At 57.4% G+C, this 15860-nt stretch carries 10 protein-coding genes; 3 read left to right on the forward strand and 7 right to left on the reverse strand.

The annotated features are described in order from the left end of the window. Positions 1-216: 216 nt before the first annotated feature. The 6 genes from mnmE to LBR61_13430 all read right to left on the reverse strand — a co-directional run bounded on the left by mnmE (position 217) and on the right by LBR61_13430 (position 8856). On the reverse strand, positions 217-1611 hold the full coding sequence (mnmE, locus tag LBR61_13405) for a tRNA uridine-5-carboxymethylaminomethyl(34) synthesis GTPase MnmE (protein ID MDR1733077.1): 1395 nt from the start codon (positions 1609-1611) through the stop codon (positions 217-219). Beyond that, on the reverse strand, positions 1598-2890 hold the full coding sequence (locus LBR61_13410; GenBank protein ID MDR1733078.1) for a hypothetical protein: 1293 nt from the start codon (positions 2888-2890) through the stop codon (positions 1598-1600). The genes mnmE and LBR61_13410 overlap by 14 nt, the downstream gene beginning before the upstream one ends. Then, complete coding sequence (locus LBR61_13415; protein MDR1733079.1) at positions 2856-3119, reverse strand: hypothetical protein; 264 nt, start codon at positions 3117-3119, stop codon at positions 2856-2858. Before LBR61_13415 ends, LBR61_13410 begins: the two co-directional genes overlap by 35 nt. A 208-nt stretch (positions 3120-3327) precedes the next feature. Beyond that, positions 3328-3696 (reverse strand): flagellar protein FlaG, encoded by a 369-nt coding sequence (locus tag LBR61_13420; protein ID MDR1733080.1) that lies wholly within the window; start codon positions 3694-3696, stop codon positions 3328-3330. A gap of 165 nt (positions 3697-3861) precedes the next feature. Continuing rightward, positions 3862-6198, reverse strand: coding sequence for a flagellin (locus LBR61_13425; GenBank protein ID MDR1733081.1), 2337 nt, complete (start codon positions 6196-6198; stop codon positions 3862-3864). Positions 6199-6507: 309 nt separating this feature from the next. Further along, on the reverse strand, positions 6508-8856 hold the full coding sequence (locus LBR61_13430; protein ID MDR1733082.1) for a flagellin: 2349 nt from the start codon (positions 8854-8856) through the stop codon (positions 6508-6510). Between the two features lie 541 nt (positions 8857-9397). On the opposite strand from LBR61_13430, the gene LBR61_13435 reads away from it, so the two are divergent. The 3 genes from LBR61_13435 to LBR61_13445 all read left to right on the forward strand — a co-directional run bounded on the left by LBR61_13435 (position 9398) and on the right by LBR61_13445 (position 14538). Continuing rightward, a complete protein-coding gene (locus LBR61_13435) occupies positions 9398-11749 on the forward strand; it encodes an RNA-binding transcriptional accessory protein (GenBank protein ID MDR1733083.1) in 2352 nt (783 codons plus the stop codon). 34 nt (positions 11750-11783) lie between these two features. After that, the gene (locus LBR61_13440) at positions 11784-13067 is read left to right on the forward strand and encodes an NAD(P)/FAD-dependent oxidoreductase (GenBank protein MDR1733084.1); all 1284 of its coding nucleotides are present in this window, start codon (positions 11784-11786) and stop codon (positions 13065-13067) included. A 91-nt stretch (positions 13068-13158) separates the two neighbouring features. Continuing rightward, positions 13159-14538, forward strand: a complete 1380-nt coding sequence (locus LBR61_13445; GenBank protein ID MDR1733085.1) for a hypothetical protein — start codon at positions 13159-13161, stop codon at positions 14536-14538. Here the strand turns inward: LBR61_13445 and LBR61_13450 are convergent. Then, positions 14535-15782: a GGDEF domain-containing protein gene (locus tag LBR61_13450; protein MDR1733086.1), complete on the reverse strand. Its 1248-nt coding sequence runs from the start codon at positions 15780-15782 to the stop codon at positions 14535-14537. The two genes, LBR61_13445 and LBR61_13450, sit on opposite strands and share 4 nt — an antisense overlap. Positions 15783-15860 lie beyond the last annotated feature (78 nt).

Raw genomic sequence — 15860 nt, forward strand, 5'->3', positions numbered from 1 at the left:
TGAGTTTATACTCCAGGGCGAACCCAAAACACCGTAAAACGTTCTTCCTGAGTATTAGGAAGTATTTTAGGCCAGCTCAATTTTTATTGACAGGTAAAAATGATAAATATAAATGATGTAAAAACACTGATGTTCTATGTATAGGATAAAAACGTGAAAAGAATAGTTGGCGTATAAAAGACTAAGCGGAAAATTAATAGAAAATTCGATCTGTGATTATTTCCCCACGCAGAAATGGCTGAATACGCTGTCCAGCAGAGCGTCGTCGCACTGGATGCCCAAAATATGTTCGAGACATTCCCTTGTGGCGGAGAGCAGACTGGCCACCAGATCCTGCCCCAGTTTTTCTGCGGCTGCGGCTTCGGCCTCGGTGATGGAGCTCACGGCCTCTCCCACCTCGGCGAGCTGACGGGCGGAAACGTTCAGTCCCGCATCCAGCGTCCCGCTGCCCGTGGCCATGGAGATGATCAGTTCTTTCAGGGGATCCAGGCCTTCTCCTTTTTTGGCGGAAAGAGAGAGGACGGGACTTTCCGGCGAGATGGTCCGGATGTCCTCCTCGGTGAGCAGGTGAGGTTTGTCCGACTTGTTCAGGACGACGATGTGATCTTTTTCCGACAGACGCTCAATGTAGGCCCGATCGTCCTCCTCCATGGGGGCGGAGCCGTCAAGAATCCAGAGGCAGATGTCCGCTTTTTTCAGCTCTTCGTTGGTGCGCTCAATTCCGCTGGCCTCGATTTCGTCGGAGGGGGCTCGTAGTCCTGCCGTGTCCACCAGGCGAATGGGAACCCCCCGCCAGGTGATGGCCTCCTCAATGACGTCCCGGGTGGTGCCCGGCAGGGCCGTGACAATAGCCCGGGCCTGTTTCAGCAGAGCGTTCAGAAGAGAGGATTTTCCCACGTTGGGACGGCCCGTGAGGGCCACACGAACTCCTTCTCTCAGCAGGAGTCCCATGGAGCACCGGTCTCTCAGGTCCTCCAGGCTCAACCGGAGAGTGGCCAGAGAGTCCGCCAGTTCCGTCTCGCTGACCCAGGGCGCGGCGTCCTCCGGAAAGTCCAGCCCCACCTCCAGGGCGCTCTGAAGGGTAAGGAGCTCCTCCCGTATTTCCGAGGCGAAGGAAGAAAGTTCTCCTGAAAGCGTTCGGGCCGCGGCACGAAGGGCCTCTTCACTGCGGGAACGGATGATGCCCAGCACCGCCTCCGCCTGAGAAAGGTCGATTCGTCCGTTGAGAAAGGCCCGCCGCGTGAATTCTCCCGGCTCTGCCAGTCGGGCTCCCCGGTGAATCAGACGCTCCAGGCAGAGCTGGGCAACCAGAGTTCCTCCGTGGGTGTGAAGCTCGACCACGTCTTCACCGGTGTAGCTTTTCGGCCCGGGAAAATACACGGCCAGCACCTGGTCGATGGGTCGATCCGTCTCGTCCAGAAGCAGAGCCAGCCGCATGAGCCGGGGAGGGAGAAAATTCAGATCTCCGTCGGGTGTTTCTTTTGGAAAGGAAAGCACGCCTCTCGCCAGGTCCAGGGACGCGGAGCCCGAAAGCCGCACGATGGCGATGCCCGCCTCTCCCCAGGCCGTGGCGATAGCGGCTATGGTGTCGGTGTTTTCACGATTCGGCACGGTAATGTTTCACCCACTCCGAAGCTTCTTTTTTGCTGGAGATAATTCCCAGTCCCACCGCCATGTCCATGGCTCCGAGGATTTCTCCCACCACTTTTCCTGGTTGAATGTTCAGAAGGCTCATGACCTCGCTGCCGGTGAGATAGCGGGTGTTGCCCTCCATGCGGCGGCGGACGTCCTCAAAGCGTCGAAGCACCTCGCTGAGCCGCCATTTATTGGCCACCAGCGTCTCCATGTCCCGGACCTTGTCCGCCCTGGAGTTGCAGATGGCAAAGTTCACGATGGCCATGGGGGCTTCGAACCCGTGCTTCAGAAGCGACCGGCAGAACTGCTCTTCCGTTACGGGGTTGTACATAGCATGGTAGTGCTGAATCACTGTCTCCACCAGTTTGGTTGTTTCGGAGCCCATGTTCCATGCCATGAGACAGCGGGAAGCGATTTTCGCCGCTTTTTTCGTGTCCGTGGGGCTGCCCTTTTCCGCGCCGGCATGATGGAAAATCGCCGCCAGAGGCAGAGCCACGCTGGCTCCGGTGGTCTTCCGGTTCTTCAGAAATTCCTGCACCGCCCGCACCGTCTCCAGGGAGTGATCAAAAAGGCTCTGGCTCTCGTCGTCTTCCAGGGGGATTTCCTTCAGACGCTGGATTTCTTCCATAAAAAAGGGGAGAAGCCCGTAATAATCGCAGAGATAAAGAAAATCCCAGGGCCGGGCGTTCATACCGCTTAAAATCTCGCGGCCCCAGCGTTCTGAGGGCATAGAGCGGATGGCGTCGGAGGAGGTGTTGATGAACTGTCGGACGTCCGCCCCGCTTTTCCAGAAAATGTCCATATCCAGCTCCGACGCGAAACGGAACATGCGCAGAATGCGAATGGGGTCGTTCCGAACCAGGTCGATGTCGTCGCCGGTCAGACGGATCACTCCGTTGCGGATGTCCCGCCGTCCGTTCCAGGGGTCCACTAAAACGTTGTCGCTGCGTATGGCGATGGCGTTGATGCTGAAGTCGCGCTGCGCAAGGTCCTCTTCGATGGACGCTCCGCGTATGCAGGCGATTTCAGTTCTCACGCCGGAAAGTGTGGCGCGGAGCACGGGGAAAGACTCGTCGCCTCCCAGCGTTCCACTGCCCAGGGAAGTCGCCAGGGCCTCCAGGTCGCAGCGCTCCACCGCCACATCCAAATCGGTTGGTTCGAGTCCTCTCACCACGTCCCGGGCCGGGTCTCCCACCAGCCAGGCCCGTGTCCCTGCCGCTTCAATTGTTTTGAGAACTCGCAGGTACGTTTTCATTGGGTTTGACCTTCCTCTCCAAAAACTGCATCTCTTCCATTATGGCCGACATTTCGTCGCTTATGGATTTGATCTGGTCTGCAACAGCATTTATTTCTGTCGTCGTATTGTGCAAGTTTCCCGCCATGGAACTCAGAGTTTCGACAAGGCTGCTCAGGGTTTGTTCCAGGGGCCACATTTCCCCTTTTGCCCGTTTTCCTCTGTTCTGAGGATTTTTCTCCGCAACCACTCTTTTGACCTCCCCAATTCCCATCTGTTTCAGTCAGTTCAAATAAAATATTCAGATCGGAAAAGGTAGTTTATTAAAAGAGTGTAGCACAGTTCTACCGATACAAAAAGACCGAGGCAGACCCAAATGAGAATAAGAGGGCCTGATAAGAGAACTGGATAAGAAAATCTGGATAAGAAAGTCTGAATGAAGAATATGAAAAAACGGATCAGGCTTTCAGATCCATGCGGTCTTTCATGTGTGCGATCAGGTACGCCACCATGCCGAGGGTTTCTTCCGTGGGAATGTTGCGCAGGACTCTCCCGTCGGAGCGATCGATAACCTGAACCTGGACCATGTTCACGCCTTCGCGGACGTGATATTTCAGGTCCGTCTGGGTCAGCTCCATGAGTTCGCAGACCTTTTCCAGGATTGCACGTTTTTTTTCATGGCTCTGGCTCGAAAAGATCCCCGCGACGTCCTCGCCGGCTCCAGGCGCGGGAGTCTTTTGAGGGCTCGTCCTCCGGGGATGCAAAACCTCAGGGACAAAAGGCGGGTTCTCCTGTCGCAGATTGCGTTCGAACTTGTCGATCTTCACGGTTGTCACCTCTCGAATGAAATTTACACTTTGCCTCCAGGTCGGGACACGATTCTGCAATCCGCCATAAGGATCATGAAGGAAGGGAAAGGACCCCGAATGGTGACGAGGTCCCTCCTGATTGAGAACCCTTCTTTATTTTGGAAGAAGGATGGATGTTAACTTTTATCTCAGCAGGCTCAGAATGTTCTGAGGAAGCTGGTTCGCCTGGCTCAACATGCTGTTTCCCGCCTGGAGCATGATCTGCAGTTTGGTGAAGTTCACCATTTCCTTTGCCATGTCCGTGTCACGGATGCGGCTCTCAGCGGCGGTCAGATTCTCGCTGGCGGTGGTCAGGTTGTTGATGGTGTGCTCAAGGCGGTTCTGGTAAGCGCCCAGCTTCGCTCTCTGAGTGGAAACCTTGTCCAGCGCGTTGTCGATGACGGTGATGGAGCGGGCCGCCGAGGTCCGGTTGGTGACCAGAACCTTGTTCAGGCCCAGAGCGTCGGAGCGCATGTCGCCCACGTCGATACCCATGTCTTCACCTTCGTTGGCGCCTATCTGGAACACCGTGGTGTTGTCCGCAAGGTGCAGGAACGTGGTGTAGGGATCCGCACCGGAAGCAGCGGAGGCGGAAGTGAAGTCGAATTTTTTCGTACTGTTGTTCCAGGTGGCCACGACGTCGGCGGTGGCGTCAAACTCCACGTCCACGTTGGGGTGCAGTTGACCGATGAGGCGATTGCCGGTGACCTTCGCCTTGTCCACGACGATTTTCCCGGAGTGAGCATCGGTGGCGGTAACGGTGAAGTCCGTTTCCTTTGCTTCCTGCACCACGCTGAGAGAAAGGGCGTTGAGCAGGTCCTCATCTCCGGCGAAGGAGAGCTTTCCGGCATCGCCGGTCAGGGCCGTACGGATCAGAATGGTACCCTGCACGGCCTCGGAGGTATTGGCCGTGGGTGTCTCCACGAAGGAGGCAAAGGTGTTCGCGCCGGCGCCGGTGACGTATTTGCCCTGCCCAAGACCGCCGTTCAGCTCGGAACGGCTGATGGCGTCGTTGAGCTTCTGGGCCACGCTGCCCATGGTGTCGTTCTTGTAGAGGGTGATGCTGGTGGTTTTCCCGTCGCCCTGGGTGATGGTGATCTTCTGAGGGTCGTTGACCAGGAAGCGACCCTGGGCGTCCCAGAATTTTTCGATGTCCCAGAGGCGGGTGCTCGAATCAGACAGGTCTCCGACGCCCTTTACCTTGAGGGTGGCTGTCGTTCCATTCAGCAGAGGGGCGGATCCGAGGTTGAGAGTTATGGTGCCTCGGGTGACCTTGCCGGTTGCGTCCATGGAAATTTGCTCAAAGGGTATAGATTTCTCAGTGGGATTCGCGCCAAGGACGAACGTGCCTCCAATCGAGATCGGGGCACCGCCCGGGTTTGCCATGGTGGCCGTTACCTCGAAGTCGGCCGCCGTGGATGTGGCGGTCGTGTTGACGACAGCTTTTTCCCCGGCCGTGAAAGCGGCGAGATTGGCGGTGGTTAACAAAGTCCTGTCAAAAGAGAGCCCCAAACCTGCGATGTTCGTCGGGACATCGGCGGCGGGAGTTGGCGTGAGAGTGACGGTATCGGTGACGTCCGTGACGACTCCGTCTTTGTCCATCATGGTTCCGGAGATTTTGATGGTGACGCTGGAACTGGAAGCGGACTCCACTTCGAACAGCAGACTGGAGTTGTTCGTGGTCAGCGCCGCATCTGTCTTTATGAGGTTTGCAAGGTTAAGTCCCGCGCCGGCTGTACCTCCAAACGACGAAGCTATGGTCGTCTTCGCGTTACCCGGGGTTGCGGGTGTCGCGACTGCGACGGTGTACTCTCCCGATGCCAGTCCGGCCGTCTTTCCGGAGGTGAAAATGCTGGCGTTGTTGGTGGAAAAAGTGACGACATCGGGATGCTTGATTCGGAAGATGTCCGTTTTCTGGATCTCGGCGTCGCCGGGGTCGGCGGTGATTTGAATCTTGTAGTTGCCCTCGGCGGCCCGTTTCTGTCCGAACTGGTCGATGACCCGAAGACCGCCGTTGACTATGGCTTTCGTGGTCAGCTTGTCAGAGGACCACAGAGTGGCGGCGGACCCGTCCAGCAGTTTCTTTTTGTTGAACTGGGTGGTATTGCCGATGCGAGTGACTTCCTGACGAAGCTGGTCGATTTCCTCCTGGATGTAAGAGCGGTCCTGCTGAGTCAGAGTGTCGTTGGCGGCCTGAACGGCCAGCTCGCGCATACGCTGAAGAATGCTGTGGGTCTCGTTGAGAGCGCCCTCAGCGGTCTGAATCATGGAAATGCCGTCCTGCGCGTTGGCGGTGGCGCGATCCAGCCCCCGGGTCTGAGCCCGCATTTTTTCGGAAATGGCCAGTCCTGCGGCGTCGTCGGCGGCGGAGTTGATGCGCAGTCCCGTGGACAGCTTCTGAATGGACTTCTGGAGCATGCTGTTGGTGGACGTGATGGCGTTGAGAGACTGCATAGCCGGAATATTGTGATTGATAACCATACCCATGATAAAAGAACCTCCTTGTTTTTTGTCCTGGCGGGCATCCCTGCCTGTCAAGAGGTATGCACATATGTAATTGAATAAACCTTTTTCGAATGCTTAACGTATGGAACAAGATATGTTAAGAGTCACCAGTGTCATAAAATGCTTTTTTAACCACCTCCGATAGTTTCATATAACCTGAGTTCTTTTGTAAGACCGTCGCTTACGACATATTTATAAAATACGCAGTGACGAAAATCAATAAGAAGAATTGACGATAATAATTTTACAAAATACAAATAATTATGTTGAATTTTAGTCAAAATATCATGTAAAACTGTGCATTATGTTCCCGAACTGAAGCATGATCCGGAACTTTGTGACGTCCATCATTTTTTTCGCCATGTCCGTATCCCGTATGCGGCTGCTGACGGCAAAGAGGTTCTCACTGGTTGCGCTGAGACTGTTGATGGTGTGCTCCAGACGGTTCTGACAGGCCCTCAGCTTCGCGCGCTGTGTGGAAACTTTGTCCAGCGCCTGGTCGATGATGGTGACGGATCGGCCCGCTGATTCCCGATCGGTGATCAGAACCCGATTCAGTCCCAGTGCGTTGGATCGCATGTCTCCAATGCCGATGCTCATGTCTTCGCCGCCGTTTGCGCCGGTCTGAATTACCGTTGAGTTGTCCGTAAGCTGCAGGAACGTGGTATAGGCTTTTTCGCCGGGGGCAAAGTCGAACTTCTTTGTGAGGCCGTTCCAGACGGCCGAGACGTTGGCGGCGGCGTCGAACTCCAGATCCACATTGGAGTGAATCTGACCGATAAGGCGATTGCCACTGACGCGCACGCCATCCACAAGGATTTCTCCGGTGAGGGCGTCAGCGGCGGTGACGGTGAAATTCGTTTCCTTCGCATCCTGCAGGACGCTGAGCCCCAGCGCGTTGAGAACGTCTTCGTCTCCGGCGAAAAAGAGCCTTCCCGCGTCTCCGGTGAGGGCGGAACGGATCAGAAGGGCGCCCGTCGCGGATTCTGAGCTGTCGTCCGTGTTTTTTTCCTCCTCCACGAAGGAAGCGAAGGAATCCTGCATCGCGTTGACGGCGTACAGCTCCTGCCCAAGTCCCCCTTCCAGTTCGGAGAGGCGGATGGCGTCGCTGATCTTTTTCGCCACGTCCTCCATACTGTCGTTTTTATAGAGGGTAAAACCGGCGACTTTTCCGTTTCCCTGGGTAATGGAGATATACTGAGGATCCTCAACAAGAAAACGGCCCTGGGTGTTCCAGAATTTGTCGATGTTCCGGAGGCGGCTGTCCTTCCGGGCGAGGGGCCTGACGTCAGGGGCGACGATCAGAGTCGCCCTGTCGCCGTCTTTGACGGCTGCGGAGCCGAAGTCCAGCGTGACGGTTCCCACTGTGGCTTTGCCCTGTCTGTCCAGTGTGACATATCCGAAGTCTATCGTCCTGCCCCTGATGACGTCCGCGTCGATGGCGACGGGCGAGGCGAAGAATACAAAGGGAGATGACGGCCCCGTGATATTGAGCTTCACCTGGTTTGGCGCGGCGGTCGGGGAGATTGTATCGATAACGGCTTTTTGTCCAACGGTGAACTCGGAGACATCGGAGCCCGCTGTCGCGTTTTCCTGGAGAGTCATGTCGAGTCCTGACGGTCCCGAAAGAAACACGCTTTTGCTGCCGCCTGCCGTGAAGGTCGCGGACTGCGGGCCGATGACGGTGCGATTTCCGCTCCTGTCCATGACGAACCCCTGATACTGAACCGTCACCTTTCCCGTGCCGGCATCGACGTCCGTCACCTCAAACAATATACTGGAGTTATCCGTGTTTCCTGCGGCGGCGAGAGCGTATAACTGCAAATTATGCAGACCCGTCTGCAAAGGTCCGCCGCCGGAGCCGGGGAGCGTTCTTCCGCCGGGGATCGTCGAGGCGGTCACCTCTCTGTATGTCGCTCCCTGTTGTACGGACTGCACGGTCACATCGTATCGTCCCGGGGGCAGGTTGGAGCCTCTTCCGGATTTGAAGGCGTCGGGGGCGCTGGTGCTGAAGGTGAACGGGCTGCCGATGCTCTGCCCTCCGGAATTTCGGAGCCTGAAGATGTTGGATTTTTTAACCTCGGCCTGACCGGGGTCGGCGGTGATGTGGATTTTGTAGCTGCCCCCGGCGGGCCGCTTTCGAACGGGCTGATCCATGATTCGAAGTCCGCCGCCGATGATGGCCTTCGTGGTCATTTTGTCCGTCGACCAGAGGACCCCCGCGGAGCCGTTCAACAGCTTCTTTTTGTTGAACTGGGTGCTGTTCCCGATGCGGGTGATCTCGTCCCGGAGCCGGTCGATTTCCGCCTGAATGCAGCTTCGGTCCCGTCGGGTCAGGGTGTCGCCGGCGGCCTGCAGAGACAGCTCCCGCATACGCTGGAGAATGCCGCTCGTGTCGCTGAGTGCCCTTTCGGCGACCTGAATCATGGAAATACCATTCTGTGCGCCGGCGACAGCCCGGTTCAGCCCACGGGCCCGGGCGAGCATTCTCTCGGAAATGGCGGGGTCGGCGGCGGAGTTGATGCGCAGCCCCGCGGAGAGGCTCCGAATGGCTCTCTGAAGTGCGGGGCCGCTGGCGGCGGGGGAGTCGAAAAACTGAAACGCGGGGATGTTGCTGTTGATAATCAAAGCCAAGTCAGAAACCTCTCAGTATCGTTTGTCAAGTTTATTATTTACTCAAAAACACGGCGTAAATAAGTTTGCGTAATTTATATAAAAACCCCTCTTCGTTGCGGAAGAGGGGCTGAGGTAACCGCGGCAGGGAATGGCTCAGGTATTCCTTGCCCCAGATGGGGTGATGTAATCGACTGCATCATAAACACCTTATACCAATCGATTTACTGCACATTATTTATAAAGTAAGCGTTATTCAAAGTCAATAGGGGAAAATAATAACAATATCTTAGGAATAGTGAGTTTTCAATCTGATAATTTGTCATAAATTAACGTCAGCAGGCTCTTATTACAATATTGTTATTTAGGGTTCGGGGGAGTCAGGGCTGTCGTCCCGCGCCGGAAATTTTCGGTCCCTTTCGAAGCGGGGCGGGATATAATACAATGTTTCGCATGAAATACGGGAGGGTCCAGGCGAGAAGAGCGGTTTGCGTGAGATGAAAATTTTGTGCGAAAACGCCTGGATTTGTAACGAAACGTTTGCTTCGGGGAGGCTGGAGGAATGAGCGAAGTTGACAAAACGACGGACGCGGGGGCCATCGCCCTTCAGGTGGCGGAGGAACTGGAGCTTTCCGGAGCGCAGGTTCGTGCGGTTCTCGATCTGTTCGGGCAGGGGTGTACGGTTCCCTTCATCGCGCGTTACCGCAAGGAGGCGACGGGCTCTCTGGATGAAACCGTCATCACCGCGATCCGCGACCGGGACGAAAAAATACGGGAACTGGAGAAGAGACGGGCCGCGATTGTGGAGTCCCTTTCCCAGCGGGGGCTGCTGACGGAGGCGCTGGGGGCGGCGGTGTCCTCGGCCCGGACGCTGACCGCTCTGGAGGACATCTATCTGCCCTTCCGTCCCAAACGCAAAACCCGGGCCTCCGTGGCGGCGGAGAAGGGCCTGACGCCTTTGGCCGAGGCGCTGCTGGAGCAGCTGGAGACCTTCAGTCCCGAAAAAGAGGCGGAGCGGTTCGTTTCCGCCGAAAAGGGCGTGGACTCCGTCGAGTCCGCCCTGCGGGGAGCCTGTGACATTCTGGCGGAGCGATTCAGCGAGGACGCGGAAGCCCGCCGCGAGATCCGGAAGATCTTCGCCCGAAAGGCCCTTCTCAAAAGCGGCTGTGTGAAGGGCATGGAGGAAGAAGGGGCCAACTACAGGGACTATTTTGAATGGGAGGAATCGGCGGCGGGAGCTCCGTCCCATCGCGTTCTGGCCGTCCTGAGAGGAGAGCGGGAGGGCTTTCTTTCGGTTTCCATGCTGCCGCCGGAGGAAGACTGTCTGTCTCTGCTGAAGCGAATGTTCGTGCAGGGGACCAGCGAGGCCTCTCGCCTGGTGGCGGACGCGACGGAGGACGGATACAGGCGTCTTTTGCGGCCCTCCATGGAGACGGAGCTGCGCAACGCCCTGAAGAAGCGGGCGGATGCCGAGGCCATTCGCATCTTTGCCGGGAACGTGAAGGAAGTGCTGATGGCGGCTCCCATGGGTCAGAAGGCCACTCTGGCCATCGACCCGGGGCTTCGCACGGGCTGCAAGGTGGTCTGTCTGGACGCTCAGGGGAACCTGCTTCACGACGACGTGGTGTTTCCCCATACCGGAGAGCGTCAAAGAGCGGAGGCGGCCCGGAAAATCCCTGAGCTGGTGAAAAAATACGCCATTGAGGCCATCGCCATCGGAAACGGAACCGCGGGCCGGGAGACGGAGACTTTTGTCCGGGAGCTGAACCTGCCGCCGGAGATTATTGTGGCCTCGGTGAACGAGAGCGGGGCTTCGGTCTATTCCGCATCGGAGGCCGCAAGACGGGAGTTCCCCGACCGTGACGTCACCGTTCGGGGCGCGGTTTCCATTGGACGCCGCCTGATGGACCCTCTGGCGGAGCTGATTCGCATCGATCCAAAGGCCATCGGTGTGGGCCAGTATCAGCACGACGTGGACCAGAAGGAGCTGAAGAAATCCCTGGACGACGTGGTGGCGCACTGCGTCAACGCCGTGGGGGTGGAGGTCAACACCGCCAGCCCGGAGCTGCTGTCCTACGTTTCAGGGCTTAACGCCCAGGTGGCGGGGCAGCTGGTGAAGTATCGGGAGGTCAACGGACCCTTTGTCTCCCGGGACGCCCTGCGGAAGGTTCCCCGCCTTGGACCCCGAACCTTCGAGCAGGCGGCGGGGTTCCTGCGGATTCACGGCGGGAAGAATCCTCTGGATGCCTCGGCGGTGCATCCCGAAAATTATTCCACCGTTGAGCGGATGGCGGAGGCCCTGAGCTGCTCCGTGGAGGACCTGATGCGTCAGCCGGAGCTGCGGGCTCGGATTGAGCCGGAAAAGTTTGTCTCCAAAAAGGCGGGACTGCCCACCCTTCGGGACATTTTGCAGGAACTGGCGAAACCCGGGCGGGATCCCCGGGAATCCTTCGAGGCCTTTGCCTTCGATCCCGACCTCCGAACGATCGGAGACCTGCGGGTGGGGATGGTTCTCCCCGGCATCGTGAGCAACGTGGCGGCGTTCGGCGCTTTTGTAGACATTGGAGTTCATCAGGACGGTCTTGTCCACGTGAGCCGCATGTCCGATACCTTCGTGGAGAATCCTCAGGCCTTTCTCCGACCGGGCCAGCAGGTGAAGGTGGCCGTTTTGGAGGTGGACGAGGCCCGAAAACGCATCTCCCTCTCCATGAAAAAGCGGGACCTGACGGGAGAAACGGAGGAAAAAGGCCGTCTTTCGGAGGGCGCTCGCGTTTCGGGGAGGGCGCGCTCCGCCGGAGGCGAAAAAGCCGGAAGAAAAAAGGAAGAGGCCTCCGATCTTTCCCTGGGGTCCCTGTTTCGTCAGCAGTTTTCTGAAGCCCGGGGAAACTCCCGGCCCGGACGGACCCGTAAATAAAAAAGGTTGTTAAATAAAAAAGGTTGCTGATTCAATGGAACGTTTTGATACGCTGGTAATTGGCGGCGGCCCCGCAGGGCTCATGGCGGCGGGGTTTGCGGCGGAGGCGGGGGAGCGGGTGCTTCTGGTGGAAAAAAACGCGTCCCTTGGGGAAAAACTGCTGCTGGCGGGCAAACGCCGGTGCAACCTCACCAACGCCGAGCCGGACATGGGGGCTTTCCTGGCGCGCTATGGGGAAAAGGGGCGCTTTCTGTACTCGGCCTTCAGTCGTTTCGGGCCGTCGGAGACCCGGGCGTTTTTTGCCCAAAACGGAGTCAGGACCATCGTCGAGCGAGGCAATCGGGTTTTTCCCGACCTTCCCCCCGGAAGCCTTGAGGGGGCTCAAAGGGTTCTGGAATGTCTTCTGCGCCGCTGCAAAAAGGGAGGCGTCCGGATTCTCCGCAGCTCGCCGGTTCGGGGGCTCAGATTCCGGGAGGGCCGGGTGGAGCGCCTGGTCACCGCGGTGGAGGAACTTACCGCCGACCGCTTTATTTTGGCCACGGGAGGGAAATCCTTCCCGAAAACGGGCTCTTCGGGAGACGGATACCGCTTCGCCGCGCAGGCGGGGCATACCATTGTGGAGCCCACTCCCGCCATCGTTCCTGTCAGGACCAGGGAGACCTGGGTGAAGCTGGCCCGGGGATTCAACCTGCGAAACGTGCGGCTCACGGTTCTGGTGAACGGAGAAAAGGAGACGGAGCGATTCGGGGAGATGGAGTTCACCAACTTTGGGGTGAGCGGCCCCATCGTCATGGAGTTGAGCGCCTCCGTCCCGGACTGGATGAAGAGGGGAACGGTGGAGTTCGTCCTGAATCTGAAGCCCGCCCTCTCTCAGGAAAAGCTGGAGGCCCGAATTGCCCGGGATTTCGAAAAATATCAGGATCGGGAGTTTGGACGGGCTTTGACGGACCTGGCGCCCGCCCGGCTGATCCCCATGATTCTGGAGCTTTCGGACGTTCCCGCCGAGAAGGGGGTGGCCTGGGTGTCGCCGGAGGAGCGGCGGGACCTGGCCCGTCTGCTGGGGAACATCACCCTGACGGTGAACGGTCTGTGGAGCTTCGATCACGCGGTGGTGACCCGGGGAGGGGTGTCTCTGAAGGAAGTGGACCCGGCCACGATGCGGTCTAAATTGTGTGAAAATCTTTATTTCGCCGGAGAGATTTTGGACCTGGACGGCCCCACGGGAGGGTTTAACCTTCAGGTCTGCTGGTCTACGGGTTTTGCGGCAGGCACTGCCGCAGGGAAGGTTTCTGTGATACACTCGCAGGAGACGGACTGAAGCGCAGGAAAAGACCCTCGCGCTTCTCTGAAACGATTCGGCAGTTTTTTCGATTTTCGGTAGGGAATACTGCCTGTTGGGAGGCTGTAAATTGAATCTGCCACGTCTGATTATTGCCGACGAGGTCAGGCCGGTGACCGTGCCGGATGGAGTGACGCTGGTTTACGCCATGGTGCGGGCGGGGCTGAAGGTGAAACTTTTTGTCTGCGGCCGGGAGGAAGCGGACGTGTACCTGCTGAAGAAGCTGATGGGGGAGTCTCCTGTCGTCCTGGATACCTGGACCTGCGGCAGCATGAAGAACCTGAAAAACATCTTCCAGGAGGCCGCGGATCCCTCGGCGCTGAATGTCGTTCTCGTTTCGCTGGGAGAGCGGGGAGAAGAAGAAATCGCCCAGGTGCGTCCCGAGGTGACGGAACTGGCTCAGGCGCTGTCCTGCGGAGTGGTGACCCTGTTTTCGGCGGCGGCCTCCGCCATGCTCATGTCCGGCATCGCCATGTCGGTCCTCTCCGGTTTTGAGAGGCCGGAGGGCAATCTGGCTCAGGGCGCTATTTTTACCTCGGTGCGAAACCCCAGAGAATATCAGCTGCTGGAGCAGGACTACGGAAGAAAAACGCCGGTCCTGACGCTGGGCTACATTCCCAGGGATCTGGAGCGGCCGAAATTCGTCCTGAGAGAACTTTACAACCCCGCGGCGGCCACCCGGGTGCTCCAGCTCCGAAGCGCCTCCATGCAGCTGGCTTCCGCCGTGAACCAGGTGGAATGGCAGATCCTCGACGCTTTTGGGCGTCTGAAACAGGAATGGGTTCCGCCTCAGGTGGTTCGAACGCCCTCCAAGCACATTCGCGTGGCCATTGTGGGAGACAGCGCGATTTCTCTGGAGGGGGCCGAGGTAGGCGGACTCTTCCGCCTGCTGGGTTGCGAAGTTCGGGACTACGACCCCTGGCAGGACCCCTTTCCCACGGATGCGGAGGTTATCTATTTCCCCCATTCCCTGGGCTGGTGTTACGCGCAGAGGCTGTTGCAGAACGAGGCCTTCCGGGACGGGATTCTCCAGAGCATCGCCACGAACCACCTTGTTTTCGTCAATGGCGGGTCTGCGCCGCTTTTTGGCCGTTACCTGGTCTCTCCGGATGGAGAAAAATACGATGGGCTTGGTGTGTTCTCCTTTCACGGACAGTATTCGCCCCACAAAGGCAGCATGAATCTGCATCGAGTGGAGGCCCGGTGCACCGTGGACACCTTCATCGGCAGACAGGAAGAAAAACTTCGGGGTTACGCCCTGGATTACGTTACCGTGGCCAATCCGGGGAACCAGGTTCCCGCCACCATGGCCTACCGGGACGTCCGCAGAAATGTAGAACTGGGCAACACCGGCTGGGTAAAGGGGTATTGTTTTGCCACCGACCTTCACCTGGATCTCTGGAGCAACATTGAGTTCGTCAATCGCTGGCTTTCGCTCCGTAAGCGTTAGAGCCCGTCCTCTTCCTCGCCCATGCCGTCTTCATAGACGCAGTAGCGGTGTTTTCCGCTCTGTTTTGCGTTGTACATGGCGATGTCGGCGTATTTGATAAGGACGTTGAAGTTGGTGGAGTGCCAGGGATACAGGGCCACTCCCACGCTGAGTCCCACTTTATATTTTCGGATGTAGCGTTCGATGAGGGGCTGCGTTCCGAACTCATCCAGTACTTTCCTCGCCGCCGCGGAGGCTCCTTCCTCGGTGGATATTCCCGGCACGATCTGCACGAATTCGTCGCCTCCCACCCGGGCGGAAACGTTCAGCGCCCCCGCAGCCGGTCGGAAGGCCTTCGAGTTTTTGTGTACGTTTTCCAGATACACGGCGGTTGCCCGCAGCAGTTCGTCTCCGGCGTCGTGTCCCGACCCGTCGTTCACCTTCTTGAAATTGTCCATGTCCACGAAGAGCAGAGCGAAAGGCGTTTTCGTCCTGTTTCCCCGTTGTTCCTCGTCCGAAGAAATCCGCGTCAGGTAGGAAATCAGATACTGCCGGTTGGGCAGTTTTGTCAGAGAGTCGTAATTTGCCATGTGGTACAGCTCTTTCTGCATTTTGTACATTCGGTGAGCCAGCAACGTCATAGCCAGCATCATGAGGACCATGACCACCGCGGTGGTTCCCGCCAGAAACAGCATGTTGAAGCGGGCCGTGGCGGTATTTTGCTTCAGGAAGGTATCCGGAATGTCAACACAGAGAATACCCACAACTTTCCCTTTTCTGAAAACAGGGACGGCTCCGGAATTGCAGTCGTCCAGGGGATCCGATACATTCAGGATTTCCGTGGATTCCAGTCCCAGAAAGGCCAGTTCCTGGGCGTGGGAGAGAGTGTATTCCTCGAAAGTCGCCCCCTTGTTTTCGTCGGTATCCAGGACGCAGCGGTATTTGCCGTCGATCTCCTGAAGGGCGTAGATATACTGGGCCCCCAGATCCCACTGAAGCTGCCGCAGGGCGTCGACGGCGCCGGAGTAGGCCGCCTGGTCGGTGCTGATGCCCTCAGGGCTGGTCCAGGAAACGAATTTATCCGGGTCGATTTTATCTCGTGCTGCTATGGAAATAGAGATAACCTGATTTTTTACACTTTCTTCAAGAATGTTCTGCATGTCAGAGGCGTTCTTCACCGACATAAAAATAACAAATCCCAGAACAAGGATGAAAAACAGACCCACAAGCATTACAATCATATAGTGCCACGCGTTTTTTTCCATTGTCCTCACGTCATCACGGTCGTATGGGATAAAAAAGAGCTGCGGATACGCCAAACACAAAAGGGCAATATACAAAAC

The sequence above is a fragment of the Synergistaceae bacterium genome (assembly GCA_031272035.1).
Taxonomy (GTDB): Bacteria; Synergistota; Synergistia; order Synergistales; family Aminobacteriaceae; genus JAISSA01.